Source organism: Neomegalonema sp., assembly GCF_028688855.1.
Classification (GTDB): domain Bacteria; phylum Pseudomonadota; class Alphaproteobacteria; order Rhodobacterales; family Rhodobacteraceae; genus Neomegalonema.
In genome coordinates this window covers 94011-120080 of sequence record NZ_JAQTXI010000001.1, presented here as the reverse complement: position 1 = coordinate 120080, position 26070 = coordinate 94011, and the positions used below count along the sequence as shown (strand labels likewise).

Genomic DNA, 26070 nt, shown 5'->3' with positions numbered 1-26070 from the left:
GTTTCGGTCATGGCGGGCGATCTTGAGACGGAGATTCTGGTGGTCGGAGGCGGTCCGGCGGGCCTGATCCTGACGGCCCGTCTGACGGCCATGGGCCGCAGCGTGATCTGCGTCGAGCGGGCGCCGCCTCCGGCCGATCCCGAAGACCCCGCCGCCGATCTGCGCACCACGGCCTTCCTGCGGCCCTCCGTGGAGACTCTCCGCCGCGCCGGAGTCTGGGAGGCTCTGGCGCCTCTGGCGGCGCCCTTGCGGATCATGCGCATCGTGCAGCGCGCGCCCGACGCGGGCAAGCCGCCGAGGGTTTCGGCGGATTTCACGCCCCCTGAAGAGGAGGCGGGCGGGCCTTTCGGCTCCAACATCCCGAACGCGGCCTTGCGTCTGGCCCTGACGCGGGTTCTGGCCGAGCGCCCCGGCGCGCGGCTTCTGGCCCCCATGACTCTGGAGCACTGGATCGCCCGCTTCGACGGCGTGCGGGCGCGGCTTTCGGACGGCCGGACCTTGCGGGCGCGTCTGCTCGTCGCGGCCGACGGCCGGGAGTCGGAGATCCGCCGCGCGGCGGGGATCGGCGTGCGGCGCGTGGATTACGAACAGAAGGCCCTTGTGGCGGCGCTCGCCCATGAGGGGCCGCATGGCTACGCCTCCAGCGAGATCCACAGCTCCGGCGGGCCGCTGACCTTCACGCCTCTGCGCGATCCCCTGCGTTCGGGGCTGGTCTGGATGACGCCCAACCTCAAGGCGGCGCGGCTCATGGCCCTGTCGCCCGAGGCCTTCGAGGCCGAGCTTCAGGCCGAGGCCGAAGCGGCGGATCTCGCCCTGGGGCGCATCCGGCTGCTGACGCGGCGGGCGGCCTGGCCCATCGTCGGCCAGCTCGCCGAGCGGCTTCAGGCGCCGCGTCTGGCGCTGATCGCCGAGGCGGCGCATGTGGTGCCGCCCATCGGGGCTCAGGGGATGAACATGTCCCTGCGCGACGTCGAGGTGCTGGCCGAAGAGCTGGAGAAGGCTCCGGATCCCGGCGCCCCCTCCGTTCTGGAGGCCTACGAGCGCCGCCGTCTGCCGGATCTGCGGTTGCGCGGACTCGGGGTGGGCCTCCTGAACCGCGCGGCGAAGTCGGAGTCGCGGGCGATCCGCGACCTGCGGGCCTTCGGTCTGGCGGCGATCCGCGACCTGACTCCTCTGCGCCGCACGGCGGTGCGCCTCGGGCTGGGAGAAGGCGGATGAAGGATTCCGCGCAAGAGGTCCGGCGTCGGCGGGTCTTCTACATGCCGGGCTTCGATCCGCATCCGGATCGCCGCTATCATCGGCTCTTCCGGGAGGAGGGGGCGCGTCAGGCGAGGATCTCGGGCTATCGGCTGGAGGTCGGACGCGCCGTCCAGGGCGACCATCGCGCCGACTGGAGCGCCGTCTACGCCGACGACTCCGGCGCGAAGGTCGAAACGGACCTGCGGGTCTGGTCCTGGCGCGATCTGGTTTCGGCGCGGATGAAGCAGCCGCTCTGGCGGCGGGCGCTGCGGGGCTATGGCGCCTATGGGCGGCTGATCTTCTCGGGCGATGTCTTCCGGCTCGGGCGGCTGGCCTGGACGCCGATGATTCCCATGCTCTACCCTCTGGCGGCGGTGACCTTCTACTTCCTGCTGTCTCTCGGGGCGGGGGCGGCGGTTCTGGCGCTGATGGTCCAGGCTCTGGGTTCGGTCGGCTGGATCCTGGGGCTGGCGTCGGGCGCTCTGGCGGCGCGGGCGGTCTTCCGTCTGCTGCGCAGGCGCGACGGCCGGATCTTCGCCTTCTACCTCTTCGACGCCTACGCCCTGATGCAGGACCACGCCTCGGGCGCCGCGCCGGAGCTGGAGGCGCGGCTCGACGGCTTCGTCGAGGATCTGGCCGCGGCCTCGAAAAGCGGTGTCTACGACGAGATCCTGGTGATCGGCCACAGTCTCGGGGCGGCCTTCGCGGCGGAGATCTGCGGACGGGCCTTCGCGCGGGATCCGGATCTGGCGGCGCGCGGGGCGCGGATCGGCGTCCTGACCCTGGGCCAGATCCTGAGCGCCTTTTCGGCGGTGGGCGGCGGACGCGGCGCCGAGGTGCGGCGGGCGTCGCGGAGTCTGGCGGCGCGGCCCGACGCGGTCTGGGTGGACGTGACCTCCCAAGCCGACGGCGCCTGTTTCGCTCTGGTGGATCCTCTGGCGGGCGACGAGGCGCCGCCTTCCGCCGAGCGCCGGGCGGGTCCGAAGCTGGTGTCGGGGCGTTTCCGCGAGACCATGGGCGAGGCCGAATACGCCCGGCTGCGCCGCAAGTGGAACCGGCTGCATTTCCAGTATCTCCACGCCTTCGAGCGCCCCGGAGTCTTCGAATATTTCGCCATCTGCGCCGGGCCGCTCTCTCTGGCGACGCGCTTCGCGGGCCTCCGCAGTTCGCGCCATGCGCCGCCGCTCGCCGCCGAAGCCGAGGGGGCCGCCTCCGCGCCTGATCTTGCGGCGGCTCCGGCGTGAGCGGCTGCCCCTTCCATCCGCCCAAGCCTCCGGCGCAGCGCAGCCAGGCTTCTGGGGCGCTGAAATATCTGCTCGGGCGGGGCAACATCCTGTCGGCCCTGAACGAGAAGCTGTTCAACGGCTGGGTGGGGCGCTCGCGGGTCTGGGGCCATTCGAGCTTCTGCGTGAACGACCCGGCTCTGGTGCGGCGGGTGCTGGTGGAGAAGGCTTCTGCCTATCCGAAAAGCGCCGTGATGGACCGCGCCTTGCGGCCCCTGCTGGGCGAGAGCGTCTTCATCACCAACGGCGAGACCTGGGCGCGTCAGCGGCGGATGATCGACCCGGCCTTCGCGGGGGGCAAGGTCCGCAAGAGCTTCGAGGACATGCGCGCCGCCGCCCGCGACAGCGCCGAGCGCCTCGCGGCCCTGGCCGACGGGACGCCCAGGGCGGTGGATCCCGAAATGACCTACGTCACCGCCGACGTGATCTTCCGGACGCTCTTCTCGACGCCCATCGCCGCCGAGGACGCCCAGCGCGTCTACAAGGCCTTTCAGGCCTATCAGGCCGAGGCGCCCTTCGTGAGCATGCGCAGCCTCTTCGGCTTCTGGCGGATCTTTCCGAAGAGTCCCCGCACCCGGCGTCTGGAGGCCTCGGGGCGCGAGATCCGGGCCCTGCTGCTGGAGTTCGTGCGCCGCCGCTCGGCGGAGATCCGCGCCGGAACCGCGCCGGACGACCTCGCCACGGCGATCATGACCACGCAGGATCCCGAGACCGGCGCCGTCTTCGGCGACGGGGAGATGCTGGATCAGGTGATGATCTTCTTCCTCGCGGGCCACGAGACTTCGGCGAGCGCCCTGTCCTGGGCGCTCTACCTGATCGCCCGCGATCCGGGGACTCAGGCGGCCTTGCGGGCCGAGATCGAGGCCGCGGCGCCGGAGGGGCGCGAGCTGGAGTTCTCCGACCTGCGCAGGCTGGAGAAGCTGCGCGACGTGTTCAAGGAGGCTCTGCGGCTGTATCCGCCGGTGCCCTTCTTCCTGCGGACGGCTCTTGAGGAGGACCGGTTCCGCAAGGCCGAAGTCCCCGCAGGCGCGACGGTGATCGTGGGGCCCTGGTTCCTGCATCGCCACAGGAAGCTCTGGAAGGATCCCGACCTCTTCGACCCCGCCCGCTGGGAGGGGCCCGAGGAGAAGGACGCCGGACGCAAGGCCTGGCTGCCTTTCGGCGCAGGAGCGCGGGTCTGTCCCGGAGCGGCCTTCGCGCTTCAGGAGGCGATGCTGATTCTCGCCGGGATTCTCCGCCGCGTGACCCTGGAGGCCGTGGAGGGCCGCGACCCCGAGCCCACCATGCAGGTGACCTTGCGGCCCAAGGGCGGCGTCTGGCTGCGTCTGCGGCCCGTCGCGCAGGCGTGAGCCGTCGGGAGCGGGCCGGAGGGTCCCGGCGTCCCCTGCGGCGCAACTTCGGCTTGAAGGCGGCGGGCCTCGGGGCGTAGGATGCTCCGGAATGGCGCGCAGGCGGCGCATACGTCTGAATTTCCGATGCGGAGACCCCCGGTCATGCCTCTCTGGTCCCGCGTCAGGGCCTTCTTCGAGCACTCCGGCGTCCTCGATCTTCTGGACGTCTTCCGCTGCGAATCGAAGCCTCCGGAGGCCAGCGTGGCCTTCACCATCGCGGTTGTGGCTCTGGGGGCGAAGATGGCGGGCGTGGACGGCCGCGCCACCGATCCCGAACGCGCCGCCTTCATCGAGGCCTTCCAGGTCGCGCCCGAGGATCTGCCCGGCGTGGAGCGCTTCTTCGCCCAGGCCCAGAGCGATCCGGCGGGCTACGAGATCTACGCGCGGCGCATCGCCGAGATGTTCGTGGACCGTCCCGAATTCCTGGAGGACGTGCTCGCGGGTCTGGTCCACATCGCCCGCAGCGACGGCGAGCTGGACGGTCGGGAGGCCGTGTTCCTGGAGACCGTGGCCGACGTCTTCGGGCTGGAGGCGGGGGCGCGTCGGCGGGTCCTGCGCCGCGACGAGACGGGACTCGCCTGCGCCTATGCGGCTCTCGGCCTGCCGCGCGGGGCCTCTCCGGAGGTCGTGCGCGAGGCCTGGGCTCGCCTCGTGCGCGAGAATCACCCGGATCGGCTCATGGGTCGGGGCCTGCCGCCCGAGGCCCTGCGAATCGCGACCGAAAGGCTGAGCGCCGTCAACGCAGCTTATGAGGCGCTCAAGCCCGCGCGTCTCGAAACCACGCGTTAAGCTTCCCGACGTATTCCTGACGGCACGGCTCCGTCTCCCCCCTGCGGGGCCGCAAGCCTTGCTGCGGGAGAGTCTCCAATGGCCGAACGTGAATCCCTCTCCGCCCAGACGGAACGTCTCGCCGCGCTGCTGAGCAAGCGCCGGGGCGGAGCCGCCGCCGTCGCGGTCGGGACGACGCCGAAGGTCGAGGCGGCTCCCGCGCCCGTCCCGCCGCCCAGGGCTCCCGTCGTCGAGCCCGCCGCGGGCCCGGCGGGCGGCGCGACCGGGGGCGACAGCCTCTCCCTCTATTTCAAGGCGCTCGGGCTGGAGGATCCCTTCTCGGGTTCGGACGCCGGAGCCTCCGCCTCCATCGAGGATCTGCTGGCCATTCAGGGCGAGAGGCCCGCGGGGCCCGCGCCCGTCGCGGCGCGTCCTGCGCCTCCGCCCGCCGCTCCGGCCCCGCCTCCGCCGGTCGCGCCGCCTCCGCCCCCTGCGGCGGCCGCGCCGCCCGAGCCGCCTCTCCCGACGCCTGCGGCGGATCCGGTCCGGGCGTCGCGTCCGGAGCCCGTCGCGCCCTCCCGGCCCGAGCCCCTTGCGCCGCTCGCGGCCGCGCCCGAGCCTGCGGCGCCCGCTCCCGAGCCCGAGCCCGTCGCCGAGGCGTCCTTCGATCCGTTCTTCTCCCGGAGCGCGAAGGCCGAAGCCGTGATCGCCATGCCTTCGGCCTCCGAGCCGCCGCGTCCGCCCGAGCCCGTCTTCGAGGCCAGGAAGCCCGAGCCTCCGGTCGAGTCCATGCGCCGGGATCCCGTCGCTGAGGAGCCCCGCGAGACGGCCGCCGGAGACGCCGGGGATTTCCTCGACCAGGTCTCCTTCGACGACCCCGCCTACGCCCATCCCGAGCCTTCGCGCGCGCCGCGCGCCGAGGTCTCCCGGCCTGCGCCCGTGGAGCTCCCGCCCGTCTCCGCGCTGGAGCCCCTCGACGACCCCGCCTTCTGGGAGACGCCCGCCGAGGAGAGGTCCCGCGCCGTCGAGGAGGCGCACAAGCGCGAATACGAGGCCCAGCTTTCGGTCTTCGACGCGGAGCCCGCCGCGAGCCATGGCGACTCCGTCGAGTCCGGCGAGCAGGAGCAGCCCGCCTATGCGGAGAATCCGGAAGCGGTCTATGGCGAGGAGGAGGGCTACGCCGAGGCCCGCGCCGGTTTCGACGAAGGCGAGATGCTCATGCCCATCGACGCCCAGCGCGCCGAGATGATCCGGCATCTGGCCCAGAACATGGGCTGCGAGCCCGAAGACGTGGTGATCACGGCTCTGGACTGGTATCTCGACGCGCTGATGAACGCCGAGAACGGCGGCGATTCCGACGCCGCCTGACCCCGGAGCCTCCGCAAGACGGAGATGGCGAGATCAAGAAGAAGCGGCCCCTCCGGGATCTCCGGAAAGGCCGCTGTCCGAGGGACCCCTGGAGCGTCTCCGCAAGGCGGAGGCGCTCCCTTTCCGTTTCGCTCAGGCCTTGCCGCGATAGATGGCGACCAGCTCGTTGAGCATCTCCAGAGCCTCGGCGCGGGGGCGCTGGAAGACGTTGCGGCCGATGATCGAGCCGTTGCCGCCGCCGTCGCGGATGGCGCGGGCGTCGGCGTAGACCGAATCCGAGCCCTTGGCCGCGCCGCCCGAGAAGATCACCAGACGCCGACCCGCGAAGCAGGACTGCACCACATGGCCCACGCGCTCGGCCTGGGATCCGGCGGGCACCTTCTGGGCCTGATAGACCTTCTTGGCGTCGGGCTGCTCGAGATGGTCGGTGGGCAGCTTGACCTTGATCACATGGGCGCCGAGCAGGGCGGCCATGTGGGCGGCGTAGGCGGTGACGTCGAAGGCGGTCTCGCCGTCCTTGCCGAGGTCCTCGCCGCGCGGATAGGACCAGACCACCGCCGCCAGGCCATAGGCCTTGGCTTCGGCGATGATCTGGGCGGCTTCCTCGAACATGTCGAGCGAGCTGCCCGAGCCCGGATAGATGGTCAGGCCCACCGCCGAGCAGCCGAGCCGCAGGGCGTCCTGAGGCGAGGCGGTGACCGCCTGGTCCTTGGGCGCGGATTTCGGCAGGAGGCTGTTGGCCGAATTCAGCTTGAGGATCAGCGGCAGCTGTCCGGCGTAGCGGTCGGCGGCGGCCTCCAGCATGCCGAGCGGGGCGGCGTAGGCGTTCAGGCCGGCCTCGAGGGCGAGCTGCGGATGATACAGCGGATCATAGGCTTCGGGATTGGGCGCGAAGCTGCGCGCCGGTCCGTGCTCGAAGCCCTGGTCGACCGGCAGGATGATCATCTTGCCGGTTCCGCCGAGCCTTCCGGCCATCAGCATGCGGCGCAGATTGGCCTTCACGCCCGGCGAATCGGCGCCGTAGCTCTCCAGAATCTTCTCAACCGTCCGAGTCGTTTTCATTCGCCGCACCTGACTTGAAGCCTCAGAATCTTGCGCGCGAGCGCGCGGCCTCCTCATAACGAAGGGGTTGCGGGCCGGTCAAGGCGCAGAGCTGCGGCGCATGCGCCGGATCGGCGCTTGCGGCTCCGGTTCACCATGAGGCTTCAGGCTTCCTTCAAGCTTTCGTCAAAGACTGCGGAGGTTCCCGGTCTCAAGGATTCGAATGATGCGGCTCGTCTCCCTCTTCTCCCGATCCCGCCGTGGAGCGGTCGCCCCGATGATGGGCGTCTGCCTGTTCCTGCTGGTTCTGGTCAGCGGCGGGGCGGTCGAATACAGCAACTTCCACCGCGCCCGCGACACGCTCCAGAAGACCGCCGACGCGGCGGCGCTTTCGGCGGCGCGGCACTTCCACGAGAATCGCGACGAGGCCGCCGCCCGCACGCTGGTCGAGCGGATCCTGGCCGCCGGCGAGACCTCCGGATACGCCACCCAGCTCCCCTTCGACTTCAAGGTCGAATACAACGAGGAGCATCACAGCAGCCACGCCGCCATGCGGGTGCGCGCGAAGGCGGCCACCAGCTTCATGCGTCTGGCGGGGATCGAGAGCCTGACGGCGGAGGTCGAGTCCTTCGCCACCAAGGGCGGCGTGAAGGACATCTACGTCTATCTCCTGCTCGACGTGACCGGCTCGATGCAGGGCCTGATCAACGTGGCCAGCACGGCCATGGTCGATTTCGAGGCGCAGCTGCGCACCCGTCTGGAGCAGCAGGGCGTCGAGATGGGGCGGCTCTTCGTGAAGACCGGCTATTTCCGCGACCTGCGCAGCGACATGGATCCGCCGGCCTGGGAGGAGTCTCCGGTCTACGACATGTCCGATCCGGCGCAGCGCCTGCTGATGCGCGACCACATCCGCGCCCGCAGGGCCACCGGCGGCGGCGACACGCCCGAATCCTCGACGGCGGCCATCGCCTACGCCCTGACCTCGCCGCTGGAGCTGCCGGTGGGCGGCGCGCCGCTCTCGCGGCACATGATCCAGGTGATCGGCGTCTGGACCCATGTGGAGGGCCTGCCCCTCGGCCCCGAGGATCTCTCCGCCTATCGGGCCGCCAACGGCAGCGCGATGCGGCCTCAGGTGGACGACCTGACCGTGCCGCTCTATCAGACGCTGCGGCAGAACGGCGAGCTGGCCGCCCTCCAGAGGTCCATGTCCGCCACCCCCGGAGTCCGCGTCGAGGACGCGCATTACAACTCCTCCTATTACGGCTGCTGCAAGAGCATGGAGCAGCTGCGCACCGAATGGCTGTCGCGCGGAGCGGTCGGGTTGTCCAACCGTTATCTGGCGCTCTTCGTCTACCAGAATCAGTATCCCTGGCGCGAAATGACCCGCTGGGAGAACGTCATCGGCATGGATTACGTCGACAGCTCCGCCGACGCCTTCATCGACGGCGTGGTTCGGGCGGTGATCGAATCGGGCGTCTCGCTGCAGATCGAGCCGCCGCCTTCCGGAGCCTCGCCCTGGGCGGATTCCAGCCGCGGCTCTTCGGACATGAGCACCGGCTCCATCGACCCCGGACCGGCGGAGGCCGCTTCTCCTCCGGGCGGCGCCTCCTCCTCGGGCGGCGCGTCTTCGGGATCGTCTTCGGGCTCCTCCTCGAGCGGCTGGAGCTCCACCTCTTCCGGCAGCTGGACCTGGAGCTCCGGAGGCTGGAGCAGCGGCGGCTCCTCCTCTTCCGGCCATTGGGGCGGGAGCGGCGGCCGCTGAGGCGCGCCTCCGGCTCCCGACCGCGAGGGCCCTGCGCGCAGCGGGGCTCCGCACCGCCTTCCGGGGCGGCGCGCCGGTCGGTCCGGCGACCTCCAGGCTTCGCGAAACCTTCGGGAAGCCCGCCCTGCCAGGGATGCGCCCAGATGCGGATTCGCTCTTCCTTCTTCAGATCCCGACGCGGGGCGGTCGCTCCGCTGATGGGCGTCTGTCTGTTCCTGCTGGTGCTGATCAGCGGCGGGGCGGTCGAATACAGCAATTTCCACCGCGCCCGCGACACGCTCCAGAAGACCGCCGACTCGGCGGCGCTTTCGGCGGCGCGGCATTTCCACGAAACCGGCGACGAGGCCGCCGCGCGCGACGTGGCGGAGCGCATCCTCTTCGTGGGCGAGACGGCGGGATACGTGACCCAGCAGCCTCCCGCCATCGATTTCGACCATGATCCGGATTACAACGTCAGCCACGCCGCCGTGAGGGTCCGCGCCATCGGCGAGACCAGCTTCCTGCGTCTGGCCGGGGTCCGCAGCCTGACCGCCGAAGTGGAGGCTCACGCCAGCAAGGGCGGCGTGAAGGACATCTACATCTACTTCCTCCTCGACGTGACCGTCTCCATGATGGGCCTGATCCAGGTGGCGGGCATGGCCATGGCGGATTTCGAGGCCCAGATGCGCACGCGTCTGGAGCAGAAGGGCGTCGAGATGGGGCGGCTCTTCGTGAAGGTCGGGTTCTTCCGCGATCTGCGTCATGATCCGGTGGTCGCGCCCGCCTGGGAGGAATCTCCGGTCTACGACATGTCCGACCCCGCCCGGCGCGATCAGCTCCGGTCGCTGATCCTGAGCCGCCTGCCCATCGGCGGCATGGATTTCCCGGAATCCGCGGCGGCGGCGGTCGCGCATGCGCTGACCGCGCCCCTCGAGAATCCGCCCGACGGTCCTGCGCTCTCGCGGCATGTGCTTCAGGTCGTCGCGCTCTGGACCGACACCCACAGCGTGCCTCTGGGGCCCGAGGACCTCGCGGCCTATCAGGCCGGAGGAGGCCCGCCTCTGACGCCTCATGTGGACGACCTCACGGTGAGGCTCTACAACGCGCTGCGCAGATCCGGAGAGATCTCCGCGGTTCAGGCGACCCTGGTCGGCCGCTCGGAGGATCGTCATTACGGCTCCGGCGAATACGGCTGCTGCAGGAGCATGGCCGATCTGCGCACGGAGTGGCATTCGCGCGGGACGATTCCGCTCTCCAGCCGCTATCTGGCGATCTTCGCGCCGCGCAACGCCTATCCCTGGCGCGAGATGGCCAATTGGGACGGCGTGACGAGTCTGGGTTTCCTCGCGGGCTCCGTGGACGAGTTCATCGACGCCGTCGTCCAGTCGGTGCTCGACTCGGGCGTAGAGCTGAAGGTCACGCCGCCGCGTCGCCCGATCGGCTCAGGCGCGAGCTGAGGGCGTCGCGCCGAGCAGGCGGCGCAGCGCCTGCAGATCCGTCTTGGAGCCATGGCGCCGGTCCACGGGAATCCGCGCCACGGGCCGGACCTCCAGAGCCCCGAGCTTCGCCGCCTCGCGCCGCCAGAGCGGGGCCTGGCCCGCCTCCCCTTCGAGGGCCAGAACCGCCCGTCCCTCCAGATCGAGCAGGGCCGCGGCCTTCACGCCGGGCCAGAAGCGCGCGGCGGCCTCGACGGCGAAGGGCTTGAGCCCCGCCGCCTCTGCGCCCTGACGCCCGAGCAGCCAGAGCCGCCCCTGATCGTCGAGGCGTCCGGAATCTCCGGTGCGATGCCAGATCTCGCCCGCGCGCCGGAGCTTGGTCCCGGCGTCTTCCGCGCCCCCGAGATAGCCCTTGTTGACGTGCTCCCCCGTCACGAGGATTTCGCCTTCCTCCAGCCTCAGCCGGATCTGCGGCACGGGCCTTCCGGCCAGCAGGCCGCCGCCCGAACGCATCGCCTCCCGATCCTGCGCGCCGATCTCGGCGCCGCGCAGATGGGCGATGGGCTCCGCCTCGGTGGAGCCGTAGACCGCCGTCGTCCCGACGCCCGGCAGACGCTCGGCCATGGCCTGGAGGATGTCCGGCCAGACGGGGCCGCCGCCGGTGAAGACCGCCCGCAAGCCGGGATGCGGCCCGCCCTCGGCCAGCTTCGCGCAGAGGACCGGCGGCAGGAGGGCGCGCTCCGCCCGGGTCGCGCGGAGGCGGGCGGCGAGGCGCTCGGGCGCCAGAAGCTCGGGGCGGCGGGGGCTCCAGTCGGGCAGGATCGAGGCGTTCCCGAGCATCAGATTGGCGATGACGAAGACCGGGAATCCCACCAGATCGCGGCTCGGCTCCGCGCTGCGCAGGAGATCCGCCACGCAGGCGTTCTGCGCCGCGAGGAAGGCGTGGCTGCGCGCGATGGCCTTGGGCCTCCCCGTCGAGCCGGAGGTGAAGCTGATCAGGCCCGGATGATCGGGCGCCGCTTCGTAAACCCCGCGCCGGGGCTCGCCCTCGTTCAGGCCCAGCTTCAGCGGCGTGGACCAGAAGGCGGGCAGCAGCCGCAGCAGATGGAGCCAGCCCGTCGTGATCAGAGCCTTGGGCGCGGCGATCTCCACGGCGCGATTGAGGCCCCTCAGCCCGAGGGCGGGCTCGGGAAACACCGCGACCGCCCCCAGACGCCAGAGCGCGGCGATGGCGGCGTAAAGCCCGATCCCGACCGGCAGGGCGATCATGGCGCGGTCTCCCGGCCCGAGCCCCGCCGCCGCCCAGGCCCCCGCCAGACGCTCGGAGCGGGCGGCGAGGGCGGCGTAGCTGGCTTCCGCGCCGCTCCCCTCGATCAGCGCGAGGCGTTCGCCCCGCCGCTCGACGGCCGAGAGGAAGGGCTCCAGCAGATTCACGGCAGCCGCCGCGCCATCAGCGCGTAACGACGGAAGACCTCGGCGCCGTAGAGTCGGCTGGAATCGCGCGAACGATTGTCCTCGCGCATGAGGGCGTGGATCACATGGTTGAATCCCATGTCGCGGGCGCGGCGGTGGAAGAGATCGGCCATGCGCCGCCCGAGCCCGATCTGAAGGCTGGCGTAGGTCTTGATCACGGCGGATTCCGGCTGCGGCCCCTCGTTGAAGTTCGGATAGCCGAAGAGGAAGCCGACGAGATCCGGGCCCTTCTCGGCGAGGATCACGAAACGCGGATCCACCAGAGGCATGATCGGCGCGTAATGGGCGGAGAAGGAGGCGCGGTCGATGGGCCGGAAGAAGGGATTGCGCGCGAAGGCCTTCAGCGAGAGCGCATGCAGGCGTCCGAGCAGGGCTTCGGGCTCCTTGCCGTCCCAGAAGCGCAGGCGCAGGGCGGGGTCCCGGATCTCGCCTTCCTCCGGCGCGAAGGCCGAGAGCCGGTCCAGCGCCAGCCGCGTCGAGACGTAATCCGCGATGGAGGAGAAGCCCGCCACCCGGAAGGCCGTGAGATCCTCCAGCCCGTTGACCGGTTCGAGCGGAAAGGGCGGTGAGCCGTCGGTTTCGGTCACCAGCCGATAGGCGCCCCAGGTGTCGCCGTTCATGGGGCCGACGAGGGCGCGGAATCCCTCTCCTGCGGCCTGTCGGGCCATCTGGTTGAGCAGATCCGCGCCCGAAACGGGATCAAGGCAGCGCCAGCGCCCCACCGCGGCGGCGCGCCGCTCCTCGAACGGCGGCGCGTCGCGATGGAGGACCGCCGAAGCGCCGTCGTTCCTGAAGATCTCGTCCTTGATTTCGGTCACGCCGCGAGTCCTCCCCGCATGAGATGCCAGGCGGCGTAAAGTCCCGCCGGAACGATCAGCGCCGCCGCGAAGATCTTCGCCCGACGCCAGGTTTCATAGGATTCAGGCCGCCAGAGCGGACCTGCGCCCGCCAGAAGCAGGCTGAGGGCGATCCAGGGGGCGAATCCGCCGCCCCAGTCGGGCGAATGGACGTTGCCCCGCGCGACGAGCCAGACCGCTCCGCCCAGAGCCGCCGCCGCGGGAATCCAGATCCAGCGCCGCCGCCGCGGCAGCGCGAGGGCCAGATGGGCCGCCGCGATCCCCGCGAAGGTCAGGCCGTAGAGATTGATCGCGGTGGGGCCGAAGCCCTCGCCCACCCCCAGCCAGAGCAGGCTGACCAGAGCCGTCGCCGCGAGGAAATCCAGATCGGGGAAGGGGCTGGAATCGGGCCGCGTCCGCCGCGCCGCCAGATGGGCCAGAATCGCCAGGGCGGGCAGAAGGGCGTTCTGGGCCTTGGTCACGGCGCAGACGAGGAAGATCAGCACCGTGGCGGCGCGGGCGGCGTGGTCGGAAAGCCCGAGCCTCGGCGCCAGACGCAAGGCCGCCCAGAGCGCGATGAGGAAGATTCCCGCCATGGCCGCCAGCTCGGCCAGAGGCGCGTCCAGATAGCTCGCGAGCAGGAAATGCGCGCCCACCGGCACGAAGAGGTTGTCCAGACCCCGCCAGCTGTCGGCCTCGACGAGGGCGGCGAAGGCGGCGGTCATCAGCCCCAGCAGGATCACGGCGGGACGCGGGATGTCGGTCAGCAGCAGGAGCGCGATCATGCTGACCAGAAAGGCCACGATGAAGAAGGCCGTCACGCCTTCGAGGCTCTTTTCTCCGCTGGCGACGGCGAAGCGGCTGCGTCCGTAGGCCGAGCCCACCAGAGCCGCCGCCGCATCGGCCAGAGCCAGCAGCAGAAGCGGCAACGCATAGAGGATCGGTTCTCCCCCCGAGCGCAGGAAGAGGAAGCCCACGGCCAGAATCAGCCAGATCTCGCCGAAGGACTGACGCTCGACGCCATGCAGCGCCGCGCCGAGGCCTCTGCGGCGCAGGGCGGGCAGGCGCAGGACTCCCAGCACCAGCAAGGACAGCCCCATGAGGAGCATCACCGGCCAGGGCTCCCTGAAGAGCATCGGCAGGGCGAGGGCCGAAAGCCCAGCCGCCATATGGGCGAGCTTGCGCTGTCCCTCCGGCCCGAGCCCCTCCCTTTCGGCCAGCCAGCGCGCGAAGCCCAGCACCCCCAGAAGCGCGAGGATGAAGCTCAGCACGAGCCCGACATGGCGCAGCGCCAGAGCGGTTTCCGGAGTCACGACGGCGCCTCCTCGACGATGAAGTCGGAATAGAAGAAAGCCTTGTCCATGGCCGCCCCCGCCTGCTCCAGATCCGCGCGCCGGATCGCGCGCCCGGCTGATCCCGCAAGATCGGCGCCCCGGCGCGGCGCCATCATGTTCCAATAGACCAGACGCGCCCCCGGAGACGCCTTGTCCAGAAGGCTGGCGTAGATCCGCGCGAAGGCCTCGGGCGGCATGTATTCGAAGATGTCGGAGAGATTATAGCCGTCCGCCCTTTCGCCGGGCTCGAGGGCGGTCTCGACGGGGCCGGGCCGGATCTCGATGCGGTCGAGGCGTTCGCGGATGGGCTCGAAGGACTCGGGGCGCCAGGGGAGCGGCAGGGCCTCGCCGTGAGTCCCGAAGAAGATCCAGCGCAGGAAGGGATTCGCGCAAGGATCGAGATCCACCGCCGCATGACGCAGCCGCCGCGCCACATGATCCGACAGACTCCCCTCGACATGGGCGAAGAAGGCCGGATCCCGCCCGAGCCGCCCCATGACGAAATTAGAGAAAAACAGCTTCAGCAGAAGCCGCCAGCGCCAGTTGCTCCAACGCTGGTCGAGGAATTCCGCGCGCCCGGCGCGGTCGCGCGGCTCGAAGATGGCTTCGACCGTGCGGCGTGAATGGGCCAGGGGCAAGACCCGCCGCCGGAAAAGCCGGAAATAGCGCTCGAACTTGCCGATCCCGCCGAGGCCATGAGCCTCGACCTCGGATTTCAACGGCGCCCAGAAGGCCTGATCCTCGGCGGAGAGGTCGCGGGCGGCCTTGTCCAGAAGCTCGCCGCGTCGGGCCGAGGGCCGCGAGCCGAACAGCTCCAGAAGCTCGCCATGGGTCAGGGCGCCCCAGGCGCTCAGGCGAATCCTCAGGCAGGCCAGTTGCGCCGGAGAGAGATCGGCCACCACCACCCGCGCCGGATCCAGCAGCAGCAGGGCGAGGGCGTTGTCGCCCGCCGAGCAGATGGAGACCAGCGTCCCGCCTTTTTGTTCGCCGAGCCCGAGCAAGAGGGGATCGGCGTCCTCCCAAAGCTGGGCGTAGCGGATCTGGTCGAAGGCGGCATGGGCCTCGATAGGTGATTGAACGTTGTTCATGATTTGAGTCTTCGCACGAATCCGCCCGCGCCGTCCACTTCGATCTCTTCGCCGGAGACCAGCCAGGCCGTCGCCCCTTTCAGCCCGACCACGCAGGGAATCCCGAGTTCGCGCGCCACGATGGCCGAATGCGAGAGCAGACTCCCGCGCTCCACCACGAGGGCGGAGGCGTTGGCGAAGAGCGCGATCCAGCCGGGGTCCGTATGGGGCGCCACGAGGATCTCGCCCGGCGCGAGGCTCTCCGTGCGGGGGTCGAGGATGATCTTCGCCGCGCCGCGCGCCAGACCCGCCGAACATCCGGTTCCCTTGCGCTCTTCGTCTGCGGAGCGCGGGCCGGAGGCGCGGGGCGCCGCGAGGGCCTGATCCAGCCCGGTGAGCGCCGCGCCTTCGATCCTCAGGCGTGCGGGCGGCGCAGGCCGCGCCAGAGACCGGGCGTCGGCGGGTTTGCGCAGCGCGACGAGCCCTTTCAGATCGAGATCCGCGCCGAAGCCTTCGACGGCGCCCAGAAGCTCCAGATGCGTGAGGTGCAGAACGTCGCGCGGAGCCTCCAGCTTCCCGGCGGCGGTCAATCGCGCGCCCATCTCCAGAAAGAGCCGTCTTGCGCGTCCGAAGATGCGGGTCCGCTCGAAGCGGAGATTCTCGCGGTGCCGCACAAGGGTTTTCGCCTGAGCCAGCCTGCGCCGCGCAAGCAGACGCCAGACAGGTCGTTTCGGCGCGATCTCCTTCAGGCGGGCTTTCACATCGGCCTCGGTGAGCGGCGGCGGCGGGCCTGCGGATTCGGGCTTTCCGGCGGCGGCCAGCACGGCGGCGTGCAAAGGGCGCGGATCTTCATCGAGCGTCACGCTTTCGAGCTTCAGCTCTTCGGCGCAGCGATCGGCGAATCTGGCGAGATAGCCCGCCAGAGGCGGCCCGAGCGCTCCCGCCGCCAGAGCCTCGGAGTCATTGCGGCGCAAAGCCTCCATGAGGGCGGGTTCGCGGCGGGCGAGGGCGCCCATCTCGCGGATGCGCTTCGCCGGTTCGGCGGAGACGATGTCGCCCTGACCGATCATCACGTCGTTATGCAGCGTCAGGCCCCGGTCGCCGCCCGCCTGCTCCAGCATCTTCCGCGAGGAGCCGAAGGCGATCATGCAGAGGAAATCATTGACGAGGGGTGCGTCCCAACGCTCCAGAAGCTGCGCCTCGATGCGCCGGTATTCCTCCGCCAGAGCCGAAAACGGGAGGCCCTTCAGCTCTCCGGCGGGGCGGGCGAGGGCGGCTTCGAGCCGTTGCTCGAAGAGGCGGATGCGTCCGGGCAGACGCAGCCATTCCCGAAAGAGCCTCAGCCCCGCGCCGCCGAGTCGGGCGTATTCCCCGAAGCGCGCGAGTCCCTGGGCGGGCGGGGGCGTCAGGCGGGCGAGGAGATCGGCGGGCAAGGGCTCGTCGAGGCCCATCATGGAATCCATGAACTGAGCGTTGAGCCGCGCGCCGGGCAGCAGGCCGAGCGCCTTCCGCCAATTGGCGAGGTTGTAGTAAACGCGCCCATCCGCCCGCGCGAGGAGGTTCTCCAGCACCTCCCGATGATCGGAGATGGTCTCCCGCTTCACGCCGAGCAGCCCCAGAAGCCGCTGATAGACCCGCGCATAGACATATTGCGCGAAGCCGTAGGTCAGCGTCGAGACGACTCCCGGATAGCTCTCCACGATGTTGGAGTTGTCGAAGACCGTCAGCGCCGGGTCCGGCGGCGCGAGGAGGGAGGCGGGCAGGGTGGTGATGGGCCGCGCCTGAAGCAGCCAGAGCTTTTCGCCCTCGAAGGCCCATTCGAAATCCTGCGGCCCCTTGAGCTTCGCCTCCAGAGCCCGGCCCAGATCCGCCAGAGCCTTGAGGTCGGCCTCGGTCAAGACGCGCGGGCCTTCGCTGGCGGACGTCGCATGGCCCCGGGCGTCGAGGCGCCAGTCCTCGCCCTCGACCTCGCCGCCGACGAGCCTGTCGGCCAGCCCCTCCACCGCCGAGATCAGCAGCACGCCGCGTTCGCCCGTCACCGGATCGGCGGTGAAGGCGACTCCGGCGGCGCGCGGCGCGATCATCCGTTGCACCAGCACGGCGGGAGCGCCGCCTTCAGGGTCCAGCCCTCTCGCCGCGCGATAGGCCCTCAGCGAGTCCGTGAGGCCGGAGTCCCGCACCTTGCGGGCGGCCTCCGCCACGCCCTCGGCGGGGATGTTCAGCAAGGAGAGGAATTGTCCGGCGTGGGAATGGCTCGCGCCGTCCTCTTCGCGGCCCGAACTGCGCACCGCGTAAGGCCCCGGACCCAGAGCCGCCAGAGCCTCGCGTAAATCCGCCGCCTCGCCCTCCAGCGCGAAGAAAGGCGGAATCTCGAAGCCTTCCGCCTGAAGCCGCGCCAGAGCCGCCGCCTTGCCGCCCGCCCGTGCGGAATCCCGCGCCGCTTCTCCGGTCAGGATCATGAGCCGCCTCCCGTGAGGAAGGGCGCGAATCCCGCCGCCGCATAGCAGAGCAAGACCCAGAGCCCGGCCATGAGGTCGAGGCGCCTGGCGCGCTCCGGCGTCGCGGAGGCCAAGAATCCCAGGCCCGCCATGAGCGCCGCCAGAGCCGCGGCGGTCCCGATCAGCGCCACGACGCCGAAAGCGCCCATCGCCCAGCCCACCCAGAGCAGCAGCGCCCAGGCCAGAGCCACCACGCCCATCCAGATCCGCGCCGCGCGCTCCAGCCCCCAGAGCCCCGAATAGCTCTCGACGCCGGGACGTTCGCTCTGCGGCGCCCAGATCTTGCGCCCGATCTCCAGCACGCAGCCGTTGACGAAGCTGAGCGCCAGAAAGCCGCCCAGACCCGCCGGAGGCCTCCCCGCCGCCGGGAGCCACTCCATCGCCGTCACGAAAAGGTCGATCAGCGGCATGATGAGCATATGCGAGAGCAGATAGAGGATCGGCCTCGCCTTGAGCCATGCGGGGGCGCCGAATTCGAGCGTCATCAGCGCCAGCCAGCCCCAGACCAGAGCCAAAAGCCCCAGGAGCCGCCAATCCACGCTGAGGCTCGCGGCGATCATGACCGCGCCCGCGCCAAGCCCGAGATCGCGCAAAAACCCGAGCGTCACCAGCCCGCGCGGGACGGGCCTTTCGGGACGGAAGCGCGCATCCTCCTCATGATCCTTGAATTCGTCGCAGACCCGCATCTGGAAGAAGAAGGCGAGCATGCAGAGCCAGGCCGCCAGATAGACCCAGAGTCCCGGCGCGGGCCTGCCGCCCAGATGGGCCGACACGCTCAGGCTCGCCGCCGAGAAGGCCGCCAGCAGGATTCCGCTCTTCAGCAGGGGAAAGCGCTCGGCCTGATAGATCCAGAGCCTGCGCGCGAGGCTCAAACCTGTTTCCTCGGTCATGACGGGGCCTTGCTTTTCGGCGCCCGCCGCGCGAGCCGCGCATGGGCGCGGGTGAACTCGCCCGCCGAAATGGCCGCGATGATCGAGATCTCGCCGCAGAGACAGAGCGCCGCCGTCACCTCGGCCAGAGCCGCCGCCTTGCCCTCGCCCTGAAGCCCGAGGATGCGCAGGGCCGCCGCCTGGGTCGGCAGGCCGGTGCCTCCGCCCACCGAGCCCACGAGGATGTTGGGCAGGGTGGCCGAGAAGAACAGCCCGCCCTCGCGCGGCTCCATGCGGGTGAAGCCCACGGCGGATTCCGCGACGCAGGCGGCGTCCTGTCCGGTGGCGATGTAGAAGGCCGCGAGTCCGTTGGCGTAATGGGCCTGAGCCCCGATCTGTCCCGAGAGCAGCGCCCCCAGATTGGCCATGCGGCCATAAGCCAGCATGGCTTCGGGCTCGGCGCGCAGATGGCGGCGGATGATCTCGTCGGGCAGGGTGACGCTGGCGGTGACCTTGCGTCCGCGTCCGGCGAGAAGCCCCAGATGGCTGGCCTTCTTGTCGCCGGAGAAATTCGCCTCCACGAAGGCGTGCAGCGGCTTCACGGGCGTATGTTCGAGAATATGGTCGCAGAGCGCCTGAGTGGCGATGGTGGCCATGTTCTGGCCCGCCGCGTCGCCGGTGGCGTAGCGGCAGAGCAGGAAGACGCAATCGCTGTCGAGCATGGGCTCCAGAGACAGAAGCTCGCCATGGCGGGTTGTGGCCTCGGCGGCGGCCTTCAGAGCCTCGGCCTCCCGCGCGACCCAGTCCACGAAGACGCCCGCCTCCAGGATGTCGGCGAAGATGAAGCCGGGGCTGCGCAGGACGCCTTCTCCGAGCAGCGCCGTCGCGACGCCCCCCGCCCGCCCGACCGCCTCGGCGCCCCGGCCATAGGAGGCCACCAGAGCCGCTTCGGTGGTCGCCAGAGGAATGAAGTAATCGCCCCGCGCGTTGAGCCCCAGCACCCGCAAAGGCCCGATCACGCCCATGGGCAGCTTGGCCCGACCCACGTAATTCTCGATGTTGCGGCTGTAGAGCGGGGCGGCCTCCAGATCCTCCGGCCCGGCGAGGATCTCGCGATCTTCGGCGGAGGCGCCGCTTTCGGCCTCCAGCCTCTCCCAGAAGCGCGCGAGATTCGCCGCCGAGGCCTCGCGGGCGGGGCGGAGGGGGCGCGTCGGCTCGGCCTCCGGCGAGGGCGTGAAATGCGCCCGCGCTCCGGCGATGGAGTCGAAGACCCGCCGCAGACGCTCCAGCATCGCCTCGACGTGATAGGGAACGATGGCCATGGCTTCCCCTGGGCTTCCGCCGGAGGGCGGATTTCGCCGGAAGCTTACATCATCGGCTCGGAAGGCGGAAACTCTCCCGACGGAGCGCGATCAGGGCGGGCCGAAGGCCGCCCTGGTGAATCGCGCGACCCAATGAAAAGCCGCAGCGCGATCAGGGGCGTGCGGTCAGGGCGCGTCTTCGGCGGGGGGCTCGAAGCCTTCGGGCGGATCCTCGTCCGGGACGGGCTCCTCCGCTTCGGCGGGCGGGAGCGGCGCGCAGCTTTCGGCGGCGGCGCTCAGGGCCGCGAAGCCGTAGACATGGCGGCTCAGCAGCGCCGAGGGCGCGCCCGATCCGTAGGCCTCTTCGGCGGCCTGGGCGGCGGTCGGATCCAGCGCCGTGAAGCTCAGGGCGGCGGCGGTGACCGGCATGTCGGGATAGGTCTCGGCCAGATCGCGCACCTTCTCCGAGATGCAGGCGCAGAAGCGTCGGGCGGGGATCAGGGGCTTGTCGGGCACTCCCCAGATGACCTGGAACCGCGGACAGGCGGGCGCGAAGCTCAGGGCCGCCGAGGCCGGCGCAGGCGCGGGGGCGGGCGAGACGGCGGGCGTCTGCGCGGAAAGGGGCGCGGCGGAGACTCCCGCCCAGAGAGCGAGCGTCGCCGCAAGCCGGAGACGTTTCATGGGCGTTTCCCCTCAGCCTGAACGACAGGACGCGACTCGCGGAAGACCGGGGCGGAGTCCAACCGCCCCGCCCCCTCCTGTCAAGCTCCGGCTCGGTCGGGGCTCGGGGGAGGCGGCGCGCAGGAAAGGGCGGCCGCCTCGGGAGGCTTCACGGAGTCAGCGGGCGAACTTCTTGTATTTCAGCCGCTTGGGCTCGACCGAATCCGGGCCGAGGCGCCGGATCTTGTCCTTCTCGTAATCCTCGAAGTTGCCCTGGAACCATTCGACGTGCGAATCGCCCTCGAAGGCGAGGATATGCGTGCAGATGCGGTCGAGGAACCAGCGGTCATGGCTGATGACCACGGCGCATCCGGCGAAGTCGAGCAGGGCGTCTTCGAGCGCGCGCAGGGTCTCCACGTCGAGGTCGTTGGTCGGCTCGTCGAGGAGCAGCACGTTGCCGCCCGACTTCAGCAGCTTGGCCATGTGGACGCGGTTGCGTTCGCCGCCCGAGAGGATCCCGACCTTCTTCTGCTGGTCGCCGCCCTTGAAGTTGAAGGCGCCGACATAGGCGCGGCTGTTCATCTCCGCGTCGCCGAGCTTGAGGATGTCGAGTCCGCCGGAGATCTCCTGCCAGACGGTCTTGTTCGGGTCGAGCGCGTCGCGGGACTGGTCGACGTAGGCGAGCTGCACCGTCTCGCCGAGCGTGATCGATCCGCCGTCGGCCTGCTCCTGGCCGGTGAGCATCCGGAAGAGCGTGGACTTGCCCGCGCCGTTCGGCCCGACCACGCCCACGATGCCGCCCGGAGGCAGGGCGAAGGTCAATCCGTCGATGAGCAGGCGGTCGCCGTAGCCCTTCACCAGACCCTCGGCCTCGATCACCTTGCCGCCGAGGCGGGGGCCGTTGGGAATGATGATCTGGGCCTGTCCGATGCGGTCGCGCTCGGACTGGTTCGCCAGATCCTCATAGGCGCTGAGGCGGGCCTTGGATTTCGCCTGACGCGCCTTGGGCGAAGAGCGCACCCATTCCAGTTCGCGGGCGAGGGTCTTCTGCCGGGCGGCGTCGTCGCGTTCTTCCTGCGCGAGGCGTTTGGCCTTCTGCTCCATCCAGCTGGAGTAGTTGCCTTCCCAGGGAATGCCCTTGCCGCGGTCGAGCTCCAGGATCCAGCTGGTGATCTGGTCGAGGAAGTAGCGGTCGTGGGTCACGATGAGGATCGTGCCCTTGTATTCGATCAGATGCTTCTGCAGCCAGGCGATGGTCTCGGCGTCGAGATGGTTGGTCGGCTCGTCGAGGAGCAGCATCTCGGGCGCTTCGAGCAGCAGCTTGCAGAGCGCCACCCGGCGCCGCTCGCCGCCCGAGAGCGTGGCCACGGGGGCGTCGTCGGGAGGGCAGCGCAGGGCCTCCATGGCGACGTCGACCTGGGAATCCAGATCCCAGAGGTTCTGGGCGTCGATCTGGTCCTGAAGCTGGGTCATCTCCTCCATGAGCTCGTCGGAATATTCCTCGCCGAGCTTCATCGAGATCTCGTTGAACCGGTCGAGCAGGGCCTTTTTCGGCGCCACGCCCTCCATCACGTTCTCGCGCACGGACTTGCTCTCGTCGAGCTTCGGCTCCTGAGACAGATAGCCCACGCGCGCGCCTTCGGCGGCCCAGGCCTCGCCTGCGAAATCCTTGTCCTGCCCGGCCATGATCCGCAGCAGCGAGGACTTGCCCGCGCCGTTGACGCCGATCACGCCGATCTTGACGCCCGGCAGAAAGGACAGCCGGATGTTTTCAAAGACTTTCTTGCCGCCCGGATAGGCTTTGGACACGCCGTCCATGTGATAGACGTATTGATAGGCCATCTTGCGCGGATCCCTGGAGCTCTGGTCATGGGAAAAGGCCCGGCGTCGAGGGCCGGGCGCCCTTGGGGGCCTTGTAGCCCTCCCGCGTCGCAGGCGCAACGCGTCTCGACCGCATGTGGCCTTCAGGAGACAGACGACCCCTCCCGAGGCGGACTCGCCGCACGCGCCATTGAAGCGGCGGCAACCGAACCTTTATCTTTGCGGGCAAGCTCGCGACCCCCCGCAGGAGGAGCACCTCATGATTCGTCAGATTCCGCGCTTCGCGCCGACCGCCTTCGCCGCCCTTCTGGCTTTCGGCGCCGCGCCCGCCTCCGCCCAGACCTCCGATCCTTCGGTCGACCTGATGCTTCAGGCCGTGCGCGCCGGGCTTCCGGCCGCGGCCGCTCCGCAGCTCGTGCAGAACGCCGACGTCTGCGCCTCCCGCGGCGGCCAGATGATGGCCACCACCAGCGGCGCCCAGGTCTGCATCGGCGGCGTGGCCGCTCCCGGCGCCGCCGCGCAGCTCGGCACGGTCTCGCTGCCCGGCGTCGAGGCGATCCGCGTCGAATCCGCCGCCATCCCCGGCCAGGGCCATGGCGTCGCGCAGCAGCCGGTCGCCTTCACGGCGGTGCCGCCCTCGGTCGTGGTGACCTCGACCCAGACCGCGCCGATCATCCAGCAGCAGGCCGCCGCCCCCGTCGCGATTCCGCAGCCCCCGGTCCAGGACGCCTTCGCGCCCCAGTTCGCCGCGCCCGCTCCGGCTCCGCAGCAGTTCGCGGCTCCGGCTCCGCAGCAGTTCGCCGCGCCCGCGCCCCAGCAGTTCGCGGCGCCTGCGCCTGTCGCGGCTCCGCTTCCGGCGGCCCTGCCCTCCACGACGACGACCACCGTGACCACCACCACGCAGAGCTTCGTCTCGCCGACCTACAGCGCGCCCACGGCTTCGGCGGGCTCCGAGGGCTTCGTGACGCTGAACCTCCAGGAGGATCCGGCGGCTTCGGCGGCCTGCCGTCAGCAGGGCGGGATTTCGGCCCATGCGCTCGACGGGCGTTTCCTCTGCCTGACCGGCCAGATCTACCGGGACATCCAGGCTCCGGCGCAGCAGGTCCTGCCCGCCTCGATCCACTCCGCGCAGTGATCCGGCCTCGCCGGGCTCCGCGCGGCGGAGTCCGGCGAACCTCCCGCGCAAGCTTTCCGTCTGCGCGCCCCTCTCTCGCGAGGGGCGTGGGGCGGAGTGATTCGCCAGGATCCGCCCGCCATGCGGGAACCTCTCCGGAGGGTTCGCGCATAGGAGCGTTCTGATTCGCATCCGGAGACTGATTTTTCAAAACCTATCCGTAAGGATAGGTGGCGGATTGTTCTTTTGTGCGCCGCAAAAAGCGTCTGCGGACGGAATTTTTTCTCCAATGAAAACAATTTGGATTGCGGCTTTTCCGTGGTCCGTGCGACGCATTTTCACGTCTTGTCAAAACTTCTGCCGCAGGCTCCATACCTCTGGATCAGTCGGAGGGGTTGGCCTCTTCATCATTTTCCGCCCTACATGGAACGGCGGGTGACGAGAGCGCGAGCTTCATCAAGGAGTATGTGAATGTTCAAGAGGAATCCGGCGACGATTCTGGCTCTGGCGGCGGCCTTCGGTCTGGCGGCGGCGGCCCCGACCGTGGCCAATGAAGCCCTGAGCGGCGCGTTCGGCGGCGCCTCGGGTCTTTCCGACCTCCGGGTCTCCATCCAGCCGGCCTCTTCGGCCGTCGCGACGGGCCCCGTCTACAATCCGGCTCCGGTTTCGGCTCCGGTCTACACGCCTTCGGCCTCTTCGGCTCCGCTCTACGCGGCGCCGACGCGCGCGGCGGCTCCGGCGGCGGGCGGCTCGCCCTTTCCGGGTCTGAACGTGGTGCACGCCGATTCCGTGGCGGCGCGTCCTTCCTCGACGCAGAAGCTCGACATGAGCGGCGCCGACGGCAGCCTGCGCGCCTGCTACGCCAACGGCGGCATGGCCCAGCAATCGGGCGACCTCAGCTATTTCTGCAACTACACGCCGGTCACGGCCGAGGCCTCGCCCCACATCACGCCGCCGGACGTGGACACGGGCTATCGCGGCACGCAGAACGCGCTCGACGCCACGATTCAGGATTGCATCGTGCGCGGCGGTTCGCTGGCTCAGCTGACCAATCAGAACTACGTCTGCGTGATGTGACCTCAGGCGGCCTCCGGGCCGTCTCCGAAGTTTCGCGCTCGCCCCTTCTCCGCGCCGGAGGAGGGGTTTTTTCTCGCCTTCACAGCGTCTTGAGATCCCGCGCCGGATCGGCCAGAGCCTCGGGATCGGGGCTGCGGCCCTGCTCGATCCAGCGCTTGCCGGTCATGTAGGCGCGGGCGTCGTTCAGGGCCTCGACGGCGATCAGCGCGCCCTCGCGGAAGAGCCAGACCGCCTGAGCCCGCCCCGCGCCCTTGCGGATCACGGCCTGATCATAGCCGTAGGGCAGGCCCGCCGACTGCAGCTTGACGTCGAACTGATCCGACCAGAACCAGGGCGCCTGTTCGGTCGGGCGCGGCTGGCCGAGGAGGGCGGCGGCGGCGATCTTGCCCTGATCTATGGCGTTCTGCACCGATTCCAGCCGCAGGGGCCCGTAACGCGGATCCTCGCGTTCGGCGCAATCGCCGATGGCGTAGATGGCCGGATCGCTGGTGCGGCAATCGGCGTCGACGCGGATTCCGTTTTCGGTGCGCAGATCCGCTCCCCGCGCGAGATCCTGGTTGGGCAGGGCGCCGATGCCCGCCACCACCAGATCCGCTTCGAGCTCGGCCTCGTGGATGCGGCGGACGTGATCCACCTCCACCCGCTCTATGGCGACGCGCCGGACCCTTCCTTCGCCTTCGAGCGCATGGAGAGTCTGGCGAAGCCGGACATGCACGCCCTCCGCCTCGTGGATCGCCTGGAGCGCCGCCGCCGTCTCGACGCTGGCCACCCGCGAGAGCAGCCGCTCCGAGCGGTGGATCACCACGGCCTCCATGCCGCGTCCGCGCAGAGCCGCCGCCGCCTCCAGCCCGACATAGCCGCCGCCGAGGATCACGGCCCTCCCCCCCGGACGGATCTCCGGCGCGAGACGGTCGATGTCGGCCATGCCCCGGATCACATGGACGCCCTCCAGCCCGGCGCCGGGCCGGTCCAGAGGCCGCGCCCGCGCGCCCGTCGCGAGGACCAGAGCCCCATAGGCGAGGGATTCGCCGCTCTCCAGATTCACGCGTCCGGCCTTGCGGTCGATCCCGACCGCCCGCGCGTTCAGGCGCAGCTCGATTCCGTGATCGGCGTAGAAGCTTTCCGGCTTGAGGAACAGCCGGTCGCGCTCCATCGCCCCGAGGAGATAGGCCTTGGAGAGCGGCGGACGCTGATAGGGCGGCCAGGGCTCTTCGCCGAGCAAGGTCAGCCGCCCCTTGTATCCGCCCTTGCGCAGGCTGTCGCAGAGCTGGAGCCCCGCCTGTCCCGCCCCCGCCACCACGACCGAATCCGGAATCATGATCACAACCCCGCCGCGTCAGGCCGCACGTTGGCCGGTTCGTCGATGCGCTTCATCTCGTACCAGCGGCGCGGCTCTCCGCCCTCGCGGGGCGTGGCCACGAACCAGCGGCCCTGTTCATGCGCCAGATCATAGCACTGGGGACGCGGCTCGCCGAAACAGACGCCGGAGCCTTCGGCGCGCCAGGGCGCGGCCCATTGCGCGGCGGATCCGGCGTAGGTGGCGCGGCCGTCCTCGTAGAAGCGGAGGATTCCCTCGGTTCCGTCCGGACGATGCTCGACGATCTTGCGATGGCTCATCGCCCCGAGGATCTCGCCGGGCTCCAGAGCCCGCGTCCGGGCCAGATGCGGCGGCGGCGGCGCGCAGCCTCCCAGAAGGACGAGAAGGGCGAACGGGAGACTGCGACGAAGGATGGTCATGGAGGGCGGCCTCTCC

21 protein-coding genes are annotated in these 26070 nt (G+C 70.1%); 9 read left to right on the top strand and 12 right to left on the bottom strand.

All coding sequences use genetic code 11. The features are described from left to right. Positions 1-9: 9 nt before the first annotated feature. The 5 genes from PHN62_RS00640 to PHN62_RS00620 all read left to right on the top strand — a co-directional run bounded on the left by PHN62_RS00640 (position 10) and on the right by PHN62_RS00620 (position 6049). A complete protein-coding gene (locus tag PHN62_RS00640) occupies positions 10-1218 on the top strand; it encodes an FAD-dependent monooxygenase (protein ID WP_300144822.1) in 1209 nt (402 codons plus the stop codon). Further along, positions 1215-2483, top strand: a complete 1269-nt coding sequence (locus PHN62_RS00635; RefSeq protein WP_300144819.1) for a hypothetical protein — start codon at positions 1215-1217, stop codon at positions 2481-2483. Before PHN62_RS00640 ends, PHN62_RS00635 begins: the two co-directional genes overlap by 4 nt. Next, positions 2480-3871: a cytochrome P450 gene (locus PHN62_RS00630; protein WP_300144816.1), complete on the top strand. Its 1392-nt coding sequence runs from the start codon at positions 2480-2482 to the stop codon at positions 3869-3871. Before PHN62_RS00635 ends, PHN62_RS00630 begins: the two co-directional genes overlap by 4 nt. A 144-nt stretch (positions 3872-4015) precedes the next feature. Continuing rightward, the gene (locus PHN62_RS00625; RefSeq protein WP_300144813.1) at positions 4016-4702 is read left to right on the top strand and encodes a molecular chaperone DjiA; all 687 of its coding nucleotides are present in this window, start codon (positions 4016-4018) and stop codon (positions 4700-4702) included. A gap of 78 nt (positions 4703-4780) precedes the next feature. Continuing rightward, positions 4781-6049, top strand: coding sequence for a hypothetical protein (locus PHN62_RS00620; protein ID WP_300144811.1), 1269 nt, complete (start codon positions 4781-4783; stop codon positions 6047-6049). Positions 6050-6181: 132 nt separating this feature from the next. Here the strand turns inward: PHN62_RS00620 and PHN62_RS00615 are convergent, their stop codons facing one another. After that, positions 6182-7111 (bottom strand): class I fructose-bisphosphate aldolase, encoded by a 930-nt coding sequence (locus PHN62_RS00615; protein WP_300144809.1) that lies wholly within the window; start codon positions 7109-7111, stop codon positions 6182-6184. A 202-nt stretch (positions 7112-7313) separates the two neighbouring features. On the opposite strand from PHN62_RS00615, the gene PHN62_RS00610 reads away from it, so the two are divergent. Further along, positions 7314-8852, top strand: coding sequence for a pilus assembly protein TadG-related protein (locus tag PHN62_RS00610; RefSeq protein WP_367186972.1), 1539 nt, complete (start codon positions 7314-7316; stop codon positions 8850-8852). A gap of 143 nt (positions 8853-8995) precedes the next feature. Beyond that, positions 8996-10288, top strand: a complete 1293-nt coding sequence (locus PHN62_RS00605) for a TadE/TadG family type IV pilus assembly protein (RefSeq protein WP_300144803.1) — start codon at positions 8996-8998, stop codon at positions 10286-10288. On the opposite strand, the gene PHN62_RS00600 is transcribed toward PHN62_RS00605, so the two are convergent. The 9 genes from PHN62_RS00600 to ettA all read right to left on the bottom strand — a co-directional run bounded on the left by PHN62_RS00600 (position 10274) and on the right by ettA (position 22147). Further along, positions 10274-11701: an AMP-binding protein gene (locus tag PHN62_RS00600; protein WP_300144800.1), complete on the bottom strand. Its 1428-nt coding sequence runs from the start codon at positions 11699-11701 to the stop codon at positions 10274-10276. The genes PHN62_RS00605 and PHN62_RS00600 overlap by 15 nt on opposite strands. Beyond that, a complete protein-coding gene (locus PHN62_RS00595; RefSeq protein ID WP_300144798.1) occupies positions 11698-12558 on the bottom strand; it encodes a hypothetical protein in 861 nt (286 codons plus the stop codon). The genes PHN62_RS00600 and PHN62_RS00595 overlap by 4 nt, the downstream gene beginning before the upstream one ends. Further along, positions 12555-13889 (bottom strand): hypothetical protein, encoded by a 1335-nt coding sequence (locus tag PHN62_RS00590; RefSeq protein WP_300144796.1) that lies wholly within the window; start codon positions 13887-13889, stop codon positions 12555-12557. Before PHN62_RS00590 ends, PHN62_RS00595 begins: the two co-directional genes overlap by 4 nt. Then, the gene (locus PHN62_RS00585; RefSeq protein ID WP_300144793.1) at positions 13886-14998 is read right to left on the bottom strand and encodes a DUF3419 family protein; all 1113 of its coding nucleotides are present in this window, start codon (positions 14996-14998) and stop codon (positions 13886-13888) included. The genes PHN62_RS00590 and PHN62_RS00585 overlap by 4 nt, the downstream gene beginning before the upstream one ends. Beyond that, positions 14995-17436 carry a PEP/pyruvate-binding domain-containing protein gene (locus tag PHN62_RS00580; protein WP_300144791.1) on the bottom strand — a complete coding sequence of 814 codons (2442 nt, stop codon included), beginning with the start codon at positions 17434-17436 and terminating at the stop codon, positions 14995-14997. Before PHN62_RS00580 ends, PHN62_RS00585 begins: the two co-directional genes overlap by 4 nt. After that, positions 17433-18365: a UbiA family prenyltransferase gene (locus PHN62_RS00575; RefSeq protein ID WP_300144788.1), complete on the bottom strand. Its 933-nt coding sequence runs from the start codon at positions 18363-18365 to the stop codon at positions 17433-17435. The genes PHN62_RS00580 and PHN62_RS00575 overlap by 4 nt, the downstream gene beginning before the upstream one ends. Next, positions 18362-19666 carry a 3-hydroxy-3-methylglutaryl-CoA reductase gene (locus PHN62_RS00570; RefSeq protein ID WP_300144785.1) on the bottom strand — a complete coding sequence of 435 codons (1305 nt, stop codon included), beginning with the start codon at positions 19664-19666 and terminating at the stop codon, positions 18362-18364. Before PHN62_RS00570 ends, PHN62_RS00575 begins: the two co-directional genes overlap by 4 nt. Before the next feature lie 165 nt (positions 19667-19831). Next, positions 19832-20326 carry a hypothetical protein gene (locus tag PHN62_RS00565; RefSeq protein ID WP_300144782.1) on the bottom strand — a complete coding sequence of 165 codons (495 nt, stop codon included), beginning with the start codon at positions 20324-20326 and terminating at the stop codon, positions 19832-19834. Between the two features lie 156 nt (positions 20327-20482). Beyond that, on the bottom strand, positions 20483-22147 hold the full coding sequence (gene ettA, locus PHN62_RS00560; RefSeq protein WP_300144779.1) for an energy-dependent translational throttle protein EttA: 1665 nt from the start codon (positions 22145-22147) through the stop codon (positions 20483-20485). Positions 22148-22385: 238 nt separating this feature from the next. Here ettA and PHN62_RS00555 point away from each other — a divergent pair, with 238 nt between their 5' ends. Together PHN62_RS00555 and PHN62_RS00550 are read left to right on the top strand one after the other, a co-directional pair. After that, positions 22386-23261, top strand: coding sequence for a hypothetical protein (locus PHN62_RS00555; RefSeq protein WP_300144776.1), 876 nt, complete (start codon positions 22386-22388; stop codon positions 23259-23261). 450 nt (positions 23262-23711) lie between these two features. Next, positions 23712-24317 carry a hypothetical protein gene (locus PHN62_RS00550; RefSeq protein WP_300144774.1) on the top strand — a complete coding sequence of 202 codons (606 nt, stop codon included), beginning with the start codon at positions 23712-23714 and terminating at the stop codon, positions 24315-24317. A 79-nt stretch (positions 24318-24396) separates the two neighbouring features. On the opposite strand, the gene PHN62_RS00545 is transcribed toward PHN62_RS00550, so the two are convergent. Together PHN62_RS00545 and PHN62_RS00540 are read right to left on the bottom strand one after the other, a co-directional pair. Continuing rightward, on the bottom strand, positions 24397-25635 hold the full coding sequence (locus PHN62_RS00545; protein ID WP_367186971.1) for an NAD(P)/FAD-dependent oxidoreductase: 1239 nt from the start codon (positions 25633-25635) through the stop codon (positions 24397-24399). A gap of 2 nt (positions 25636-25637) precedes the next feature. After that, a complete protein-coding gene (locus tag PHN62_RS00540; RefSeq protein ID WP_300144771.1) occupies positions 25638-26054 on the bottom strand; it encodes a hypothetical protein in 417 nt (138 codons plus the stop codon). Positions 26055-26070 lie beyond the last annotated feature (16 nt).

Coding starts and splice junctions, on each gene's coding strand:
- PHN62_RS00540 (WP_300144771.1), bottom strand. CDS start 26,054: ATGACCATCCTTCGTCGCAGTCTCCCGTTCGCCCTTCTCGTCCTTCTG.
- PHN62_RS00565 (WP_300144782.1), bottom strand. CDS start 20,326: ATGAAACGTCTCCGGCTTGCGGCGACGCTCGCTCTCTGGGCGGGAGTC.
- PHN62_RS00545 (WP_367186971.1), bottom strand. CDS start 25,635: ATGATTCCGGATTCGGTCGTGGTGGCGGGGGCGGGACAGGCGGGGCTC.
- PHN62_RS00620 (WP_300144811.1), top strand. CDS start 4,781: ATGGCCGAACGTGAATCCCTCTCCGCCCAGACGGAACGTCTCGCCGCG.
- PHN62_RS00585 (WP_300144793.1), bottom strand. CDS start 14,998: ATGAACAACGTTCAATCACCTATCGAGGCCCATGCCGCCTTCGACCAG.
- PHN62_RS00570 (WP_300144785.1), bottom strand. CDS start 19,666: ATGGCCATCGTTCCCTATCACGTCGAGGCGATGCTGGAGCGTCTGCGG.
- PHN62_RS00615 (WP_300144809.1), bottom strand. CDS start 7,111: ATGAAAACGACTCGGACGGTTGAGAAGATTCTGGAGAGCTACGGCGCC.
- PHN62_RS00635 (WP_300144819.1), top strand. CDS start 1,215: ATGAAGGATTCCGCGCAAGAGGTCCGGCGTCGGCGGGTCTTCTACATG.
- PHN62_RS00640 (WP_300144822.1), top strand. CDS start 10: ATGGCGGGCGATCTTGAGACGGAGATTCTGGTGGTCGGAGGCGGTCCG.
- PHN62_RS00555 (WP_300144776.1), top strand. CDS start 22,386: ATGATTCGTCAGATTCCGCGCTTCGCGCCGACCGCCTTCGCCGCCCTT.
- PHN62_RS00575 (WP_300144788.1), bottom strand. CDS start 18,365: ATGACCGAGGAAACAGGTTTGAGCCTCGCGCGCAGGCTCTGGATCTAT.
- PHN62_RS00625 (WP_300144813.1), top strand. CDS start 4,016: ATGCCTCTCTGGTCCCGCGTCAGGGCCTTCTTCGAGCACTCCGGCGTC.
- ettA (WP_300144779.1), bottom strand. CDS start 22,147: ATGGCCTATCAATACGTCTATCACATGGACGGCGTGTCCAAAGCCTAT.
- PHN62_RS00610 (WP_367186972.1), top strand. CDS start 7,314: ATGATGCGGCTCGTCTCCCTCTTCTCCCGATCCCGCCGTGGAGCGGTC.
- PHN62_RS00605 (WP_300144803.1), top strand. CDS start 8,996: ATGCGGATTCGCTCTTCCTTCTTCAGATCCCGACGCGGGGCGGTCGCT.
- PHN62_RS00580 (WP_300144791.1), bottom strand. CDS start 17,436: ATGATCCTGACCGGAGAAGCGGCGCGGGATTCCGCACGGGCGGGCGGC.
- PHN62_RS00550 (WP_300144774.1), top strand. CDS start 23,712: ATGTTCAAGAGGAATCCGGCGACGATTCTGGCTCTGGCGGCGGCCTTC.